Consider the following 18,798-nt stretch of genomic DNA (forward strand, 5'->3'; position numbering starts at 1 on the left):
TTGATAGGTATCGACAAGGACCTTTTAATGTTGTGTTTTGTGCGATATAATAAGCTTTTTAGGCTATTAAAGAATATTCAGAATTAAATATATAATTATGAATAAATTATGTCATTGAAAAAATTATGATTATAAAATCATTCTAAAAACACCGAAATAACAATGATTTCATGAAAACATTTATTTTAAAATTTGATATTTGTTCAAATAATATTCGAAATTAAACTTTTTTGTATAGAATTTTCTTTATATCCTGAGAGACATGTACTATAATGTTTGTGAAATAATTCACAAAGTATAAAGGAGTGGTTGTATATGTTAACTATACCTGAAAAAGAAAATCGTGGATCGAAAGAACAAGAAGTGGCAATTATGATTGATGCTCTAGCTGACAAAGGGAAAAAAGCATTAGAAGCATTATCTAAAAAGTCACAAGAAGAAATTGATCATATTGTTCATCAAATGAGCTTAGCAGCTGTTGATCAACATATGGTGCTAGCAAAATTAGCACATGAAGAAACTGGAAGAGGTATATACGAAGATAAAGCGATTAAAAATTTATACGCTTCTGAATATATATGGAATTCAATAAAAGACAATAAGACAGTAGGGATTATTGGTGAAGATAAAGAAAAAGGATTAACGTATGTAGCGGAACCAATTGGTGTTATTTGTGGTGTTACGCCAACAACAAATCCTACGTCGACAACTATTTTTAAAGCGATGATTGCAATTAAGACAGGAAATCCAATCATTTTTGCATTCCATCCAAGTGCACAAGAATCGTCGAAGCGTGCAGCAGAAGTTGTATTAGAAGCGGCAATGAAGGCAGGTGCACCTAAAGATATTATTCAGTGGATTGAAGTGCCTTCTATCGAAGCAACAAAACAATTAATGAATCACAAAGGTATTGCATTAGTTCTAGCAACAGGTGGTTCGGGCATGGTTAAGTCTGCATATTCAACTGGCAAACCGGCATTAGGTGTGGGACCAGGTAACGTGCCGTCTTACATTGAAAAAACAGCACACATTAAACGTGCAGTAAATGATATCATTGGTTCAAAAACATTTGATAATGGTATGATTTGTGCTTCTGAACAAGTTGTAGTCATTGATAAAGAAATTTATAAAGATGTTACTAATGAATTTAAAGCACATCAAGCATACTTTGTTAAAAAAGATGAATTACAACGCTTAGAAAATGCAATTATGAATGAACAAAAAACAGGTATTAAGCCTGATATTGTCGGTAAATCTGCAGTTGAAATAGCTGAATTAGCAGGTATACCTGTCCCCGAAAATACAAAACTTATCATAGCCGAAATTAGCGGTGTAGGTTCAGACTATCCGTTATCTCGTGAAAAATTATCTCCAGTATTAGCCTTAGTAAAAGCCCAATCTACAAAACAAGCATTTCAAATTTGTGAAGACACACTACATTTTGGTGGATTAGGACACACAGCCGTTATCCATACAGAAGATGAAACATTACAAAAAGATTTTGGACTAAGAATGAAAGCTTGTCGTGTACTTGTAAATACACCATCAGCGGTTGGAGGTATTGGTGATATGTATAACGAATTGATTCCGTCTTTAACATTAGGTTGTGGTTCGTACGGTAGAAACTCAATTTCACATAATGTTAGTGCGACAGATTTATTAAACATTAAAACGATTGCTAAACGACGTAATAATACTCAAATTTTCAAGGTGCCTGCTCAAATTTATTTTGAAGAAAATGCAATCATGAGTCTAACAACAATGGACAAGATTGAAAAAGTGATGATTGTCTGTGACCCTGGTATGGTAGAATTCGGTTATACAAAAACAGTTGAGAATGTATTAAGACAAAGAACGGAACAGCCTCAAATTAAAATATTTAGCGAAGTCGAACCGAACCCATCAACTAATACAGTATATAAAGGTCTGGAAATGATGGTTGATTTCCAACCGGATACAATCATTGCACTTGGTGGTGGTTCAGCGATGGATGCTGCAAAAGCAATGTGGATGTTCTTTGAACACCCTGAGACATCATTCTTCGGTGCTAAACAAAAGTTCCTAGACATCGGTAAACGTACTTATAAAATAGGCATGCCTGAAAATGCGACGTTCATTTGTATCCCTACGACATCAGGTACAGGTTCAGAAGTAACACCATTTGCAGTTATCACAGATAGTGAAACAAATGTAAAATATCCGTTGGCTGATTTTGCTTTAACACCTGACGTTGCAATTATTGACCCTCAATTTGTGATGAGTGTGCCAAAAAGCGTTACAGCAGATACAGGAATGGATGTACTAACGCATGCAATGGAATCATATGTATCTGTAATGGCTTCAGACTACACAAGAGGTTTGAGTCTACAAGCGATTAAATTGACGTTCGAATATTTAAAATCATCTGTTGAAAAGGGTGATAAAGTTTCAAGAGAGAAAATGCATAACGCATCAACTTTGGCTGGTATGGCATTTGCAAATGCATTCTTAGGCATTGCACACTCAATTGCGCATAAAATTGGTGGCGAATATGGTATTCCGCATGGTAGAGCGAATGCGATATTACTACCGCATATTATCCGTTATAATGCCAAAGACCCGCAAAAACATGCGTTATTCCCTAAATATGAGTTCTTCAGAGCAGATACAGATTATGCAGATATTGCCAAATTCTTAGGATTAAAAGGTAATACGACAGAAGCACTTGTAGAATCATTAGCTAAAGCTGTCTACGAATTAGGTCAATCAGTCGGAATTGAAATGAATTTGAAATCACAAGGTGTGTCTGAAGAAGAATTAAATGAGTCAATTGATAGAATGGCAGAGCTCGCATTTGAAGATCAATGTACAACTGCTAATCCTAAAGAAGCACTAATCAGTGAAATCAAAGATATCATTCAAACATCATATGATTATAAGCAATAATCTATCTGATAATAATCATCTAACTCACCTGAAATTACAAAAGTAAAAAATGCCACATAAACTTTAAGTCGATAATCATTATACGGTTATCGGCTTTTATTTATTGCCAAATCTTCAGAGAGATACAAACTAGACAATCATTTTTTTAAATAAAGAAAATATTAAGATTGATACTCATTTCGCAAACTATTACTACTTTAGAGTATAATTATTTTTAATTTCATATAAATGAAAAGTCTAAAATAATGCGGTTTAAAAGTAATTAATTGTTTAAACGATATGTAATATGTAAATACTATATATATAATACCAATTTTAATGAAAATTTTTAAGGGAGGTAAATAATGGAAAGTACATTAGAATTAACAAAAATTAAAGAAGTATTACAAAAAAACTTGAAGATTTTAATTATTTTACCGCTATTATTTTTAATTATTAGCGCTATTGTTACATTTTTCGTCTTATCACCTAAATATCAAGCTAATACTCAAATCTTAGTGAATCAAACTAAGGGTGACAATCCTCAGTTTATGGCACAAGAGGTTCAAAGTAATATTCAACTTGTAAATACGTATAAAGAAATTGTTAAAAGTCCTAGAATTTTAGATGAGGTGTCAAAGGACTTAAATGATAAGTATTCACCATCTAAATTGTCGAGTATGTTGACAATTACAAACCAAGAAAATACGCAACTTATCAACATCCAAGTTAAAAGTGGTCATAAACAAGATTCGGAAAAAATTGCGAATAGCTTCGCTAAAGTTACAAGTAAACAAATTCCGAAGATTATGAGTGTGGATAACGTATCAATTTTATCTAAAGCAGACGGTACAGCAGTTAAAGTCGCACCAAAAACTGTAGTGAATCTAATCGGTGCATTCTTTTTAGGATTAGTTGTCGCGCTTATATATATCTTCTTCAAAGTAATTTTCGATAAGCGAATTAAAGATGAAGAAGATGTAGAGAAAGAATTAGGATTGCCTGTATTGGGTTCAATTCAAAAATTTAATTAAGGATGGTTGCTACTTATGTCAAAAAAGGGAAATACGACAACAACACTATTTGTGTATGAAAAACCAAAATCAACAATTAGTGAAAAGTTTCGAGGTATACGTTCAAACATCATGTTTTCAAAAGCAAATGGTGAAGTAAAGCGCTTATTGGTTACTTCTGAAAAGCCTGGTGCAGGTAAAAGTACAGTTGTATCGAATGTAGCGATTACTTATGCACAAGCAGGCTATAAGACATTAGTTATTGATGGCGATATGCGTAAGCCAACACAAAACTATATTTTTAATGAGCAAAATAATAATGGACTATCAAGCTTAATCATTGGTCGAACGACTATGTCAGAAGCAATTACGTCGACAGAAATTGAAAATTTAGATTTGCTAACAGCTGGCCCTGTACCTCCAAATCCATCTGAGTTAATAGCTTCAGAAAGGTTTAAAGAATTAGTTGATCTGTTTAATAAACGTTACGACATTATTATTGTCGATACACCGCCAGTTAATACTGTGACTGATGCACAACTATATGCGCGTGCTATTAAAGATAGTTTGTTAGTAATTGATAGTGAAAAAAATGATAAAAATGAAGTTAAAAAAGCAAAAGCACTTATGGAAAAAGCAGGCAGTAACATTCTAGGTGTCATTTTGAACAAGACAAAGGTCGATAAATCTTCTAGTTATTATCACTATTATGGAGATGAATAAGTATGATTGATATTCATAACCATATATTGCCTAATATCGATGACGGTCCGACAAATGAAACAGAGATGCTGGATCTTTTAAAACAAGCGACAACACAAGGTGTTACAGAAATCATTGTAACATCACATCACTTACATCCTCGATATACCACACCTATAGAAAAAGTGAAATCATGTTTAAACCATATTGAAAGCTTAGAGGAAGTACAAGCACTAAATCTAAAGTTTTATTATGGTCAGGAAATAAGAATTACCGATCAAATCCTTAATGATATTGATCGAAAAGTTATTACCGGTATTAATGATTCACGCTATTTACTAATAGAATTTCCATCAAATGAAGTTCCACACTATACTGATCAATTATTTTTCGAATTACAGAGTAAAGGCTTTGTACCGATTATTGCACATCCAGAGCGGAATAAAGCAATAAGTCAAAACCTTGACATACTATACGATTTAATTAACAAAGGTGCTTTAAGTCAAGTGACAACGGCGTCATTAGCGGGTATTTCCGGTAAAAAAATTAGAAAATTAGCAATTCAAATGATTGAAAACAATCTGACACATTTCATCGGTTCAGATGCGCATAACACAGAAATCAGACCGTTCTTAATGAAAGACTTATTTAATGATAAGAAATTACGTGATTATTATGAAGATATGAACGGATTTATTAGTAATGCGAAGTTAGTTGTTGATGATAAAAAAATTCCTAAACGAATGCCACAACAAGATTATAAACAGAAAAGATGGTTTGGGTTATAAACAGCAAATGAGGGGTTTTATGGCACATTTATCTGTGAAATTGCGGCTTTTAATACTAGCATTAATCGATTCACTGATAGTGACATTTTCAGTATTCGTAAGTTATTACATTTTAGAACCGTATTTCAAAACATATTCTGTCAAATTATTAATATTGGCAGCTATATCACTATTCATATCGCATCATATTTCAGCATTTATTTTTAATATGTATCATCGAGCGTGGGAATATGCCAGTGTGAGTGAATTGATTTTAATTGTTAAAGCTGTGACGACATCTATCGTTATTACGATGGTGGTCGTGACAATTGTTACAGGCAATAGACCGTTTTTTAGATTGTATTTAATTACTTGGATGATGCACTTGATTTTAATAGGTGGCTCAAGGTTATTTTGGCGTATTTATCGGAAATACCTTGGAGGTAAGTCATTTAATAAGAAGCCAACTTTAGTTGTTGGTGCTGGTCAAGCAGGTTCAATGCTGATTAGACAAATGTTGAAAAGTGACGAAATGAAACTTGAACCGGTATTAGCAGTCGATGATGACGAACATAAACGCAATATCACAATTACTGAGGGTGTAAAAGTCCAAGGTAAAATTGCGGATATTCCAGAACTAGTGAGGAAATATAAGATTAAAAAAATCATCATTGCAATTCCAACTATTGGTCAAGAGCGTTTGAAAGAAATTAATAATATTTGCCATATGGATGGCGTTGAGTTATTGAAAATGCCAAATATAGAAGACGTCATGTCTGGTGAGTTAGAAGTGAATCAACTGAAAAAAGTTGAAGTAGAAGATTTACTAGGCAGAGATCCTGTTGAATTAGATATGGATATGATATCAAATGAATTGACGAATAAAACTATTTTAGTTACGGGTGCAGGTGGTTCAATAGGATCAGAAATTTGTAGACAAGTTTGTAATTTCTATCCAGAACGTATTATTCTACTTGGCCATGGTGAAAACAGTATTTATTTAATCAATCGTGAATTGCGAAATCGCTTCGGAAAAAATGTTGATATCGTTCCTATTATAGCGGATGTGCAAAATAGAGCGCGTATGTTTGAAATTATGGAAACGTATAAACCATACGCAGTTTATCATGCAGCAGCACACAAGCACGTGCCGTTAATGGAAGACAACCCTGAAGAAGCAGTACATAATAATATTTTAGGTACGAAAAATACTGCTGAAGCTGCTAAAAATGCAGAGGTAAAGAAATTCGTTATGATTTCTACGGATAAAGCCGTTAATCCGCCTAATGTCATGGGCGCTTCAAAGCGAATTGCAGAAATGATTATTCAAAGTTTAAATGATGAAACGCATCGAACAAATTTTGTTGCAGTGAGATTTGGTAATGTACTTGGATCGAGAGGGTCTGTGATTCCACTTTTCAAAAGTCAAATTGAAGAAGGTGGGCCAGTTACTGTGACACATCCTGAAATGACACGTTACTTTATGACAATTCCTGAAGCTTCTAGACTAGTTTTGCAGGCAGGGGCATTAGCAGAAGGTGGCGAAGTATTTGTGCTAGATATGGGAGAACCAGTGAAAATTGTAGATTTGGCACGTAATTTAATTAAGCTAAGTGGTAAAAAAGAAGACGACATACGCATTACTTATACAGGGATTAGACCCGGCGAAAAAATGTTTGAAGAGCTTATGAATAAAGATGAAGTTCATCCTGAACAAGTATTTGAAAAAATTTATCGTGGCAAAGTACAACATATGAAATGTAATGAAGTTGAAGCCATTATTCAAGACATCGTCAATGACTTTAGTAAAGAAAAAATTATTAACTATGCCAATGGCAAAAAGGGAGATAATTATGTTCGATGACAAAATTTTATTAATTACTGGGGGCACAGGATCATTCGGTAATGCTGTTATGAAACGGTTTTTAGATTCTAATATTAAAGAAATTCGTATTTTTTCACGCGATGAGAAAAAACAAGATGACATTCGAAAAAAATATAATAATTCAAAATTAAAGTTCTACATTGGTGATGTGCGTGATAGTCAAAGTGTAGAAACAGCAATGCGAGATGTTGATTACGTATTCCATGCAGCAGCTTTAAAACAAGTGCCGTCATGTGAATTCTTTCCAGTTGAGGCAGTGAAGACAAATATTATTGGTACAGAAAATGTCTTACAAAGTGCTATTCATCAAAATGTTAAAAAAGTCATATGTTTATCTACAGATAAGGCAGCGTATCCTATTAATGCTATGGGTATTTCAAAAGCAATGATGGAAAAAGTATTCGTAGCCAAATCAAGAAATATTCGTAGTGAACAAACGCTTATTTGTGGTACAAGATACGGTAATGTGATGGCTTCAAGAGGATCAGTAATACCTTTGTTTATCGACAAAATCAAAGCAGGAGAACCTTTAACGATTACAGATCCTGATATGACAAGATTTTTAATGAGCTTAGAAGATGCGGTAGAACTAGTTGTTCATGCATTTAAGCATGCAGAGACAGGAGATATTATGGTTCAAAAAGCACCAAGCTCAACGGTAGGGGATCTTGCGACTGCATTATTAGAATTGTTTGAAGCTGATAATGCAATTGAAATCATTGGTACGCGACATGGAGAGAAAAAAGCAGAAACATTGTTGACGAGAGAAGAATACGCACAATGTGAAGATATGGGTGATTATTTTAGAGTGCCGGCAGACTCCAGAGATTTAAATTATAGTAATTATGTTGAAACCGGTAACGAAAAGATTACGCAATCTTATGAATATAACTCCGATAATACACATATTTTAACGGTGGAAGAGATAAAAGAAAAACTTTTAACACTAGAATATGTTAGAAACGAATTGAATGATTATAAAGCTTCAATGAGATAGGAGAGATTGACGTTGAATATTGTAATTACAGGAGCAAAAGGTTTTGTAGGAAAAAACTTGAAAGCAGATTTAACATCAACGACAGATCATCATATTTTCGAAGTACATCGACAAACTAAAGAGGAAGAATTAGAGTCAGCGTTGTTGAAAGCAGACTTTGTCGTGCATTTAGCAGGTGTTAATCGACCTGAACACGACAAAGAATTCAGCTTAGGAAACGTGAGTTATTTAGATCATGTACTTGATATATTAACTAGAAATAAGAAAAAGCCGGCGATATTATTATCGTCTTCAATACAAGCAACACAAGATAATCCTTATGGTGAGAGTAAGTTGCAAGGTGAACAGCTATTAAGACAATATGCCGAAGAGTATGGCAATACGGTTTATATTTATCGCTGGCCAAATTTATTCGGCAAGTGGTGTAAGCCGAATTATAACTCAGTGATAGCAACATTTTGTTACAAAATTGCACGTAACGAAGAGATTCAAGTTAATGATCGGAATGTTGAACTAACGCTAAACTACGTGGATGATATCGTCGCTGAAATAAAACGTGCTATTGAAGGAACTCCAACGATTGAAAATGGTGTACCTACAGTACCAAACGTATTTAAAGTGACATTGGGAGAAATTGTAGATTTATTATACAAGTTCAAACAGTCACGTCTCGATCGAACATTGCCGAAATTAGATAACTTGTTTGAAAAAGATTTGTATAGTACGTATTTAAGCTATCTACCTAGTACAGACTTTAGTTATCCCTTACTTATGAATGTGGATGATAGGGGTTCTTTTACAGAATTTATAAAAACACCGGATCGTGGTCAAGTTTCTGTAAATATTTCTAAACCAGGTATTACTAAAGGTAATCACTGGCACCATACTAAAAACGAAAAATTTCTAGTCGTATCAGGTAAAGGGGTAATTCGTTTTAGACATGTTAATGATGATGAAATCATTGAATATTACGTTTCTGGCGATAAATTAGAAGTTGTAGACATACCAGTAGGATACACACATAATATTGAAAATTTAGGCGACACAGATATGGTAACTATTATGTGGGTGAATGAAATGTTTGATCCAAATCAGCCAGATACGTATTTCTTGGAGGTATAGCGCATGGAAAAACTGAAATTAATGACAATAGTTGGTACAAGGCCTGAAATCATTCGTTTATCATCAACGATTAAAGCATGTGATCAATATTTTAATCAGATATTAGTACACACTGGTCAAAATTATGATTATACATTGAATCAAATTTTCTTTGATGATTTGGAATTAAGACAACCGGACCACTACTTAGAGGCAGTTGGAAGTAACCTTGGAGAAACGATGGGGAATATTATTGCGAAGACATATGACGTTTTATTACGCGAACAACCAGATGCACTTTTAATTCTTGGTGATACAAATAGTTGTTTAGCAGCAGTATCTGCTAAACGATTAAAGATTCCTGTTTTCCACATGGAAGCGGGTAATAGATGCTTTGATCAGAATGTACCTGAAGAAATCAATCGTAAAATTGTTGACCATGTCAGTGATGTGAATCTACCTTATACGGAACATAGCAGACGTTATTTATTAGATGAAGGCTTCAATAAAGCGAATATCTTTGTGACAGGATCACCGATGACAGAAGTGATAGAAGCGCATCGAGATAAAATTAATCACAGTGACGTTTTAAATAAACTAGGATTAGAACCGCAACAATACATTTTAGTATCTGCGCATAGAGAAGAGAATATCGATAATGAAAAGAATTTTAAATCATTAATGAATGCGATAAATGATATTGCCAAAAAGTATAAAATGCCTGTGATTTATTCAACGCATCCAAGAAGTTGGAAGAAAATTGAAGAAAGTAAATTTGAATTTGATCCATTAGTTAAACAGTTAAAGCCATTTGGTTTCTTAGATTATAATGCATTGCAAAAAGATGCATTTGTTGTGCTATCAGATAGTGGAACATTGTCAGAAGAGTCGTCTATTTTGAAGTTCCCTGGTGTCCTTATTCGAACTTCCACAGAAAGACCGGAAGTACTAGATAAAGGTACGGTTATTGTAGGTGGTATTACCTATAACAATCTAATCCAATCCGTTGAACTAGCAAGAGAGATGCAAAAAAATAATGAACCGATGATTGATGCTATTGATTATAAAGACACTAACGTTTCGACAAAGGTAGTTAAAATTATTCAAAGTTATAAAGATATTATCAATCGAAATACTTGGAGGAAATGACGATGAGGATAGCGATTCTTGGCGCTACTAACATTAAGCATATGTCATTATTATCACATTATTTAAACCACATTGATTTGAATATCAATGAGGTGGACATTATATACACTGACAAATATGATATCGAAGAACATATCCAAGGCATCAATAATTACTATAAATATAAAGTAGATATTAAAGAAGATTGGACATTTATCAAAAAAGCTATTGCTTACTATCGATTTAGGCCATACGCTATGAAAATTCTTAAAGAAAATCGTTATGATTTTGTCATAGTATGGGGAAGTTATACAGGACACTTATTTAAAAGTTTTTTAGAAAAACACTATAAAAATAAATTCATTTTAAATATAAGGGACTACTTTTTTGAAAATAATAAACTTATTAAGTATAGAATGAAAAAAATCGTTGATGCTAGCAGGGTGACAACATTATCTTCAGAAGGTTTTCTTAAATTTTTACCTAAATCTGAAAAATATAGAATTATTTATAGTTATAACATGAGTATTATTAGAGAAAGTAATGTAACCGATGGGTTTAAAAAAAGATGGCCAATTAATATAGGTTTTATTGGTAATGTTAGATTTAATGAGATAAATCAAAAATTGATAAAGGAACTGGCAAATGATTCAAGGTTCCATATGCAATATTTTGGAACAGGGTCGGAAAAATTAGAAGTCTTTGCTCGAGAAAATTTTATTAATAATATTACATTTTCTGGCGGCTTTGACTTGAAAGAAACACCGAAATATTTAAATGAAATTGATATACTTAATAATTTGTTTGGTAATCAAAATATTGCTTTAGATACTGCTTTATCCATAAGAATGTATTATGCGTTGTTTTTAAACAAACCTATTATTACAACAGACGATACATTCACCGCTACAGAAGCTAATAAATTCGGACTGGGTTTTAGTATTAATCCAGAAAATTTAAAAGGTATTGGTGATGAATTGATGGATTGGTATAACAATTTGGATGTAATGGACATTAATCATAAAAGAGAAGCTTATAGAAACGATGTAATTGAAAATAATAAACAGTTCTATCAAGAGATAGGCAGGATATTTAATGAATAAGATATATAATGTCACTTCATATGTTATTGCCATTTTAATGTTTCCTTGCCTTATGTTAGGTGATAAACCTTTATTATTTTTAGCACCTATAAGTTATGGAGTAGGAAAGCTCTTTATAAGCTTCTCGAATAATCCGAATTTTAAATTTTCGAAAATTGTATACGATGTTTTAGGTTTTCTTAGATTAGTATTTATACCTGCTATGATAGTGTTTTTCCAGGATTCAACTATAGATAATTTACCATTAGGACAAGCTTATTTTAATCAAGCGGTTATTTATATGAGTGTGGAGTTTATCATAGGCTCGCTATTTATATTGATACTATCTAAATTATTCAAACATGAAGTGGTATCAAGAAATAGCTTTACACTTTCTGGATCATCAATTTATTACATTGTGTTTGGTCTTGTTATTTGTGGGATTTTTGTAGCTTTTCCCGAAGTGCGCAAAAACATATCATTTTTAATTATTAAAACAGATGCAATGGGAAGAGGAACCGAAGCAACAAGTGGTTTAAATGTTCTTTTTGTAATGCTATTTCAACTTGCCTTAGCGTTATTATTCTTAATAATCGCATATGCTTCATATAAAAAGTATAAAGAGAATCCTAAAATTATTTATGTTGTATTACCGCTAGCTATAGGAATTTTAAATATTAGTTTAATTGTTGGTGAAAGAAGAAGTTATCAACTTTATACAATGGTTGCTGTTTTAACAGTGGTGTCAATCTTGTTTTCTAAGCATAAAAGACGTATCAATATCATTATTATATCTGTAGGTATTTTCGTATTAGCATTGATGACACTATATAAAGAATTGTATGTGTTTAATTATAGTTCATATAGCGAGGCGTTAAATAGTACAAGTGTAAGTAATCTTAAAATAGTTGACACGTTGCAGTCATATTTTTATGGACCTAGCAATATTGCAGCTTCTATAGACTATTTGAATTACTATAATGGTTCGTTCAAACAATATTTATTTGATAATACCAGAGCTGTTTTTGGGTTTAATTTCTTTTTAGATAAAAAGCAGTTGATTACTAGCCAACTTTTTAACCAATTGATATATGGTAGTAAACAATTGACTGGTCATCTAATTTCGAGTGCTGGATATGGAATTATTTATTTTGGACCCTTATTCTTCTATTTGAATTTAATTGCAAATATCTTTTTTGCATTTCTGAGTGAGTATATTATTCGGAAGAGTCATTCGTTAGAAGTGATATTTATTGGTACATATATTTATATGAGACTTATTACGAGTATTTTTAGTCACCCGACACCATTAATCACATTGATTTCTATGATTTTAGTTGTATATGTTATAGCTATTATCCCAGGCATTATAATAAAAAAATTTACTAAAAAAGTAGGGATAGAATGATTGTAAAAACATTTATGAAATCGAAAATATTTAGATTAATGAATACACCACTATTATTATTTTATAAGAAAGAATATTTAACTGGATATTATTTTGAAAATAAAGTGGCTGGATGGTTATGGGCGTGGAAAGCTGTTCCGTTCAAGTTGTTAGGAATAAATATGAGTTTGCCATTTCCTGCAGATATAACTGTTAGAATGCATAACCCTAATAACATTGTTTTTGATAAAAATGATATTCATATTTTTCAATCGCCCGGGACGTATTTTAATAATTTTTCAGCAGTTATATATATAGGTAGAGGTGTTTATATAGCGCCTAACGTAGGTATTATTACAGCTAATCATAATATTAAAAATTTGAAGTCACATGCACCAGGTGAAGATGTCAAAATAGGGAATTATAGTTGGATTGGAATGAACTCAGTTATATTACCAGGAGTAGAATTGGGGGAACATACAATTGTAGGGGCTGGGTCGGTTGTAACAAAAAGTTTTCCAGAAGGTAACGTTGTTATAGGTGGCAATCCAGCGAAAATCATCAAGAAAATCTGAGGTTAATTATGAGATTAAATAAATTTATTGGCGATTCGTTCTTAATGATTTTAAGCAGTGGCATCGCTCAAGTCATATTAATCATCACTACCCCAATTATTACAAGACTATATTCACCTACAGAATTTGGTGAGTTTACAATTTTTTCAAATATCGCAATGATTTTAATACCAATAATAAATGCAAGATACGATTTGTTGATTGTGAATACTAAAAATGACCGTAGTGCTAATATACTTTCACAAATCAGTTTTTTGATATCATTGCTTATTTTATTAATACTGATACCAATATTTGCGATTAGTGCATGTTTATACCCAAACTTTATATTAGATTTTATTTTCATTATTATTATGTTGTTTTTGGTAAGTTTAACAAACATTTTTACAAATTATCTAAATAAGGAAAGAAAGTATAAAGTGTTAAGTTTGATTAATGTGTTTAGAGCTGGATCAATGGCTTTACTTCAAATCATTTTCGGACTTTTAGCATTAGGAAGTTTAGGATTAATTATTGGTTTTTCATTATCCTATATCGCAGGCATTACACTAGGATATAAAACGTTTAAAAAGCACTTTAATATTGTGAGAGATAAAGAAGAAACTAAAGCATTATTTTTAGAAAATAAAAATCAGTTAGTTTATTCAACACCATCAATATTATTAAATAGTTTGTCTTTCTCGGTTGTTGTGTTCTTTATAGGTATTTTGTATACCAATACAGAAGTGGGTATTTATGGTATGGCCATAAGAGTACTAGGCATACCAGTGACAATTATTTCATTAGGGTTATCAAAAATATTTATGCAACAAGCCAATGACTATTATATTGAACATGGTAACTTCCGAAATTTATTACTTAAATTTAGTTCCATACTGGTTATAGTTTCTATAATTCTTTATGTGCCACTTTATTTGTTCAGTGAAGAATTAGTCAATATATTATTAGGACACAGCTGGGTTGACGCAATTACAGTTATAAAAATTGTTATCCCATTATTTGTTATAAGGCTGATTGTATCAACGGTATCACTTTCTGTGATTGTATTACAAAAACAACAGTTAGAATTAATACTACAAGCGTTATTTTTAATAGGTACTACTGCAACATTTGTTATATCAAAAATGCTTAATTTAACTTTTTTAAACTTTGTATCTATTAATACAATTGTTTTAATCGTATCGTACATGATATTTTTCATAGCACTCTATTATTTTGCTAAAAATAAACAGTTCAAAAATTCTTAGTCTAAATTCATTAATAAAAAGGACGTCGATTAGATGAGTGAAAAAAAGATTTTGATTTTATGTCAGTATTTTTATCCGGAATATGTATCTTCTGCGACGTTACCAACTCAATTGGCGGAAGATTTAATTGCGAATCACATTAATGTCGATGTCATGTGTGGATGGCCATATGAATATAGTAATCATAAACAGGTTTCTAAAACCGAGATGCATCGTGGTATTCGCATTCGACGTCTCAAGTATTCGAGGTTTAATAACAAAAGTAAGGTTGGAAGGATCATCAATTTCTTTAGTTTATTTTCAAAATTCGTGATTAATATACCTAAAATGTTGAAATATGATCAGATTCTTGTTTACTCTAATCCACCAATCTTGCCATTAATACCAGACGTTTTACACAGACTGATTAAGAAAAAATATTCTTTTGTGGTGTATGATATAGCACCTGATAATGCGATTAAGACAGGTGCAACTCGTCCAGGTAGCATGATTGATAAACTGATGCGTTACATTAATAGACATGTCTACAAGAATGCTGAAAATGTCATTGTCCTTGGTACGGAAATGAAAAACTACTTACTAAATCATCAAATTTCTAAAAATGCTGACAATATCCATGTGATTCCTAACTGGTATGACATGCGTCAATTACAAGACAATCGTATCTATAATGACACATTTAAAGCTTACCGTGAGCAATACGACAAAATTTTATTGTATAGCGGTAATATGGGGCAGTTACAGGATATGGAGACACTTATCTCATTTTTAAAATTAAATAAGGATCAGCCTCAAACGTTAACAATACTTTGTGGTCATGGTAAGAAATTTGCAGATGTCAAAACGGCAATAGAAGACCATCGTATTAAAAATTGCGGATGTATGTATTGCATCGCTGATTAAAGAAGGCGTCGGTTTAGGCGTGCCGAGCAAGAATTATGGCTACCTTGCAGCTAAGAAACCGTTGGTACTCATCATGGATAAGCAATCTGATATCGTTCAACATGTTGAACAATATGATGCGGGTATCCAAATTGATAATGGCGATGCACATGCCATTTATAACTTCATCAACACTCACTCGAGTAAGGAATTGCACGAGATGGGTGAGCGCGCACATCAACTGTTTAAAGATAAATATACGAGAGAAATTAATACTATGAAGTATTACAATCTGTTGAAGTGAGGAGATAATTATGAAGCGATTATTCGATGTAGTGAGTTCAATATATGGTTTAGTAGTTTTAAGTCCGATTCTGTTAATTACAGCATTACTAATTAAAATGGAATCACCTGGACCAGCCATTTTCAAACAAAAAAGACCGACGATTAATAATGAATTGTTTAATATTTATAAGTTTAGATCAATGAAAATAGACACACCTAATGTTGCAACTGATTTAATGGATTCAACATCGTATATAACAAAGACAGGGAAGGTCATTCGTAAGACCTCTATTGATGAATTGCCACAATTATTGAATGTTTTAAAAGGAGAAATGTCAATTGTAGGTCCTAGACCAGCGCTTTATAATCAATACGAATTAATCGAAAAACGTACAAAAGCGAACGTGCATACGATTAGACCAGGTGTGACAGGACTAGCTCAAGTGATGGGGAGAGATGATATTACTGATGATCAAAAAGTAGCGTATGATCATTATTACTTAACACATCAATCTATGATGCTTGATATGTATATCATATATAAAACAATTAAAAATATCGTTACTTCAGAAGGTGTGCATCACTAATGAGAAAAAATATTTTAATTACAGGCGTTCATGGATATATCGGTAATGCTTTAAAAGATAAGCTTATTGAACAAGGACATCAAGTAGATCAAATTAATGTTAGGAATCAATTATGGAAGTCGACCTCGTTCAAAGATTATGATGTTTTAATTCATACAGCAGCTTTGGTTCACAACAATTCACCTCAAGCAAGGCTATCTGATTATATGCAAGTGAATATGTTGCTTACGAAACAATTGGCACAAAAGGCTAAAGCTGAAGACGTTAAACAATTTATTTTTATGAGTACTATGGCAGTTTATGGAAAAGAAGGTCAGGTTGGTAAATCAGATCAAATTGATACACAAACACCAATGAACCCTACGACCAACTATGGTATTTCCAAAAAGTTCGCTGAACAAGCATTACAAGAGTTGATTAGTGATTCGTTTAAAGTAGCAATTGTGAGACCACCAATGATTTATGGTGCACATTGCCCAGGAAATTTCCAACGGTTAATGCAATTGTCAAAGCGACTGCCAATCATTCCCAATATTAACAATCAGCGCAGTGCATTATATATTAAACATCTGACAGCATTTATTGATCAATTAATATCATTAGAAGTGACAGGCATGTATCATCCTCAAGATAGTTTTTACTTTGATACATCGTCAGTAATGTATGAAATACGTCACCAATCACATCGTAAAACGGTATTGATCAACATGCCTTCCGTGTTAAATAAGTATTTTAATAAGTTGTCGGTCTTTAGAAAATTATTCGGCAATTTAACATACAGCAATACGTTATATGAAAATAATAATGCGCTTGAAGTTATTCCTGGAAAAATGTCACTTGTTATTGCGGACATCATGGATGAAACGACAACCAAAGATAAGGCATAAGTCATCTATTAAATAAAATCAACATACAAATCGTTTTATTTGGAGGTTATAGTATGAAGTTAACAGTAGTTGGCTTAGGTTATATTGGTTTACCAACATCAATTATGTTTGCAAAGCATGGCGTCGATGTGCTTGGTGTTGATATTAATCAGCAAACGATTGATAAGTTACAAAATGGTCAAATTAGTATTGAAGAACCTGGATTACAAGAGGTTTATGAAGAGGTACTGTCATCGGGAAAATTGAAGGTATCTACAACGCCAGAAGCATCTGATGTTTTTATCATTGCCGTTCCGACGCCGAATAATGATGATCAGTACCGGTCATGTGACATTTCGCTAGTTATGCGTGCATTAGATAGTATTTTACCATTTTTAGAAAAAGGAAATACTATTATTGTAGAGTCGACAATTGCGCCTAAAACGATGGATGATTTTGTAAAACCAGTCATCGAAAATTTAGGATTTACAATAGGTGAAGATATTTATTTAGTGCATTGTCCAGAACGTGTACTGCCAGGAAAAATTTTAGAAGAATTAGTTCATAACAATCGTATCATTGGCGGTGTGACTAAAGCTTGTATTGAAGCGGGTAAACATGTCTATCGCACATTCGTTCAGGGAGAAATGATTGAAACAGATGCACGTACTGCTGAAATGAGTAAGCTAATGGAAAACACATATAGAGACGTGAACATTGCTTTAGCTAATGAATTAACAAAAATTTGCAATAACTTAAATATTAATGTATTAGATGTGATTGAAATGGCAAACAAACATCCGCGTGTTAATATCCATCAACCTGGTCCAGGTGTAGGCGGTCATTGTTTAGCTGTTGATCCGTACTTTATTATTGCTAAAGACCCTGAAAATGCAAAGTTAATTCAAACTGGACGTGAAATTAATAATTCAATGCCGGCCTATGTTGTTGATACAACGAAGCAAATCATCAAAGCGTTGAGCGGGAATAAAGTCACAGTCTTTGGTTTAACTTATAAAGGTGATGTTGATGATATAAGAGAATCGCCAGCATTTGATATTTATGAGCTATTAAATCAAGAACTAGACATAGAAGTATGTGCTTATGATCCACATGTTAAATTAGATTTTGTGGAACATGATATGTCACATGCTGTCAAAGACGCATCGCTAGTATTGATTTTAAGTGACCACTCAGAATTTAAAAATTTATCGGACAGTCATTTTGATAAAATGAAGCATAAAGTGATTTTTGATACAAAAAATGTTGCGAAATCATCATTTGAAGATGTATCGTATTATAATTATGGCAATATATTTAATTTTATCGACAAATAAAATGTGTCAAACTAGGGCATACATGATTAAGGAAAGATAAGCTGTCATGTGTT

At 32.5% G+C, this 18,798-nt stretch carries 15 protein-coding genes and 1 pseudogene; all 16 read left to right on the plus strand.

All coding sequences use genetic code 11. The annotated features are described in order from the left end of the window. Positions 1-315: 315 nt before the first annotated feature. The 16 genes and pseudogenes from adhE to cap8O all read left to right on the plus strand — a co-directional run bounded on the left by adhE (position 316) and on the right by cap8O (position 18,745). Positions 316-2,925, plus strand: coding sequence for a bifunctional acetaldehyde-CoA/alcohol dehydrogenase (adhE, locus tag KI230_RS00640; protein ID WP_000955781.1), 2,610 nt, complete (start codon positions 316-318; stop codon positions 2,923-2,925). Positions 2,926-3,269: 344 nt separating this feature from the next. Next, positions 3,270-3,938 (plus strand): capsular polysaccharide type 5/8 biosynthesis protein CapA, encoded by a 669-nt coding sequence (gene capA / locus KI230_RS00645; protein ID WP_000446299.1) that lies wholly within the window; start codon positions 3,270-3,272, stop codon positions 3,936-3,938. A gap of 15 nt (positions 3,939-3,953) precedes the next feature. After that, on the plus strand, positions 3,954-4,640 hold the full coding sequence (gene cap8B, locus KI230_RS00650) for a type 8 capsular polysaccharide synthesis protein Cap8B (RefSeq protein ID WP_138277871.1): 687 nt from the start codon (positions 3,954-3,956) through the stop codon (positions 4,638-4,640). A 2-nt stretch (positions 4,641-4,642) separates the two neighbouring features. Next, the gene (gene cap8C / locus KI230_RS00655) at positions 4,643-5,407 is read left to right on the plus strand and encodes a type 8 capsular polysaccharide synthesis protein Cap8C (RefSeq protein WP_000565293.1); all 765 of its coding nucleotides are present in this window, start codon (positions 4,643-4,645) and stop codon (positions 5,405-5,407) included. A gap of 19 nt (positions 5,408-5,426) precedes the next feature. Beyond that, a complete protein-coding gene (cap8D, locus tag KI230_RS00660) occupies positions 5,427-7,250 on the plus strand; it encodes a type 8 capsular polysaccharide synthesis protein Cap8D (RefSeq protein WP_000940790.1) in 1,824 nt (607 codons plus the stop codon). Further along, positions 7,240-8,268, plus strand: a complete 1,029-nt coding sequence (cap8E, locus tag KI230_RS00665; RefSeq protein WP_000459062.1) for a type 8 capsular polysaccharide synthesis protein Cap8E — start codon at positions 7,240-7,242, stop codon at positions 8,266-8,268. Before cap8D ends, cap8E begins: the two co-directional genes overlap by 11 nt. A 12-nt stretch (positions 8,269-8,280) precedes the next feature. Next, entirely contained in the window at positions 8,281-9,390 is a 1,110-nt protein-coding gene (gene cap8F / locus KI230_RS00670; protein ID WP_001028286.1) for a type 8 capsular polysaccharide synthesis protein Cap8F, read from the plus strand. 3 nt (positions 9,391-9,393) lie between these two features. After that, positions 9,394-10,518, plus strand: a complete 1,125-nt coding sequence (cap8G, locus tag KI230_RS00675; RefSeq protein ID WP_045176813.1) for a type 8 capsular polysaccharide synthesis protein Cap8G — start codon at positions 9,394-9,396, stop codon at positions 10,516-10,518. A gap of 2 nt (positions 10,519-10,520) precedes the next feature. Then, complete coding sequence (cap8H, locus tag KI230_RS00680) at positions 10,521-11,600, plus strand: type 8 capsular polysaccharide synthesis protein Cap8H (protein WP_001216935.1); 1,080 nt, start codon at positions 10,521-10,523, stop codon at positions 11,598-11,600. Beyond that, the gene (gene cap8I, locus KI230_RS00685) at positions 11,593-12,987 is read left to right on the plus strand and encodes a type 8 capsular polysaccharide synthesis protein Cap8I (RefSeq protein ID WP_001034053.1); all 1,395 of its coding nucleotides are present in this window, start codon (positions 11,593-11,595) and stop codon (positions 12,985-12,987) included. Before cap8H ends, cap8I begins: the two co-directional genes overlap by 8 nt. Next, positions 12,984-13,541: a type 8 capsular polysaccharide synthesis protein Cap8J gene (gene cap8J / locus KI230_RS00690; protein WP_000636147.1), complete on the plus strand. Its 558-nt coding sequence runs from the start codon at positions 12,984-12,986 to the stop codon at positions 13,539-13,541. Before cap8I ends, cap8J begins: the two co-directional genes overlap by 4 nt. 8 nt (positions 13,542-13,549) lie before the next feature. Further along, positions 13,550-14,788, plus strand: a complete 1,239-nt coding sequence (cap8K, locus tag KI230_RS00695) for a type 8 capsular polysaccharide synthesis protein Cap8K (RefSeq protein WP_001238807.1) — start codon at positions 13,550-13,552, stop codon at positions 14,786-14,788. Positions 14,789-14,821: 33 nt separating this feature from the next. Then, positions 14,822-15,974 (plus strand): annotated as a pseudogene (gene cap8L, locus KI230_RS00700) (type 8 capsular polysaccharide synthesis protein Cap8L). Positions 15,975-15,984: 10 nt separating this feature from the next. After that, positions 15,985-16,542 carry a type 8 capsular polysaccharide synthesis protein Cap8M gene (cap8M, locus tag KI230_RS00705; protein WP_000825098.1) on the plus strand — a complete coding sequence of 186 codons (558 nt, stop codon included), beginning with the start codon at positions 15,985-15,987 and terminating at the stop codon, positions 16,540-16,542. Continuing rightward, positions 16,542-17,429 carry a capsular polysaccharide type 5/8 biosynthesis epimerase CapN gene (capN, locus tag KI230_RS00710; protein WP_045178333.1) on the plus strand — a complete coding sequence of 296 codons (888 nt, stop codon included), beginning with the start codon at positions 16,542-16,544 and terminating at the stop codon, positions 17,427-17,429. The genes cap8M and capN overlap by 1 nt, the downstream gene beginning before the upstream one ends. A gap of 53 nt (positions 17,430-17,482) precedes the next feature. After that, positions 17,483-18,745, plus strand: a complete 1,263-nt coding sequence (gene cap8O, locus KI230_RS00715) for a type 8 capsular polysaccharide synthesis protein Cap8O (protein ID WP_045178331.1) — start codon at positions 17,483-17,485, stop codon at positions 18,743-18,745. Positions 18,746-18,798 lie beyond the last annotated feature (53 nt).

It is taken from the genome of Staphylococcus sp. MZ3 (assembly GCF_018622755.1).
Lineage (GTDB): Bacteria > Bacillota > Bacilli > Staphylococcales > Staphylococcaceae > Staphylococcus > Staphylococcus aureus.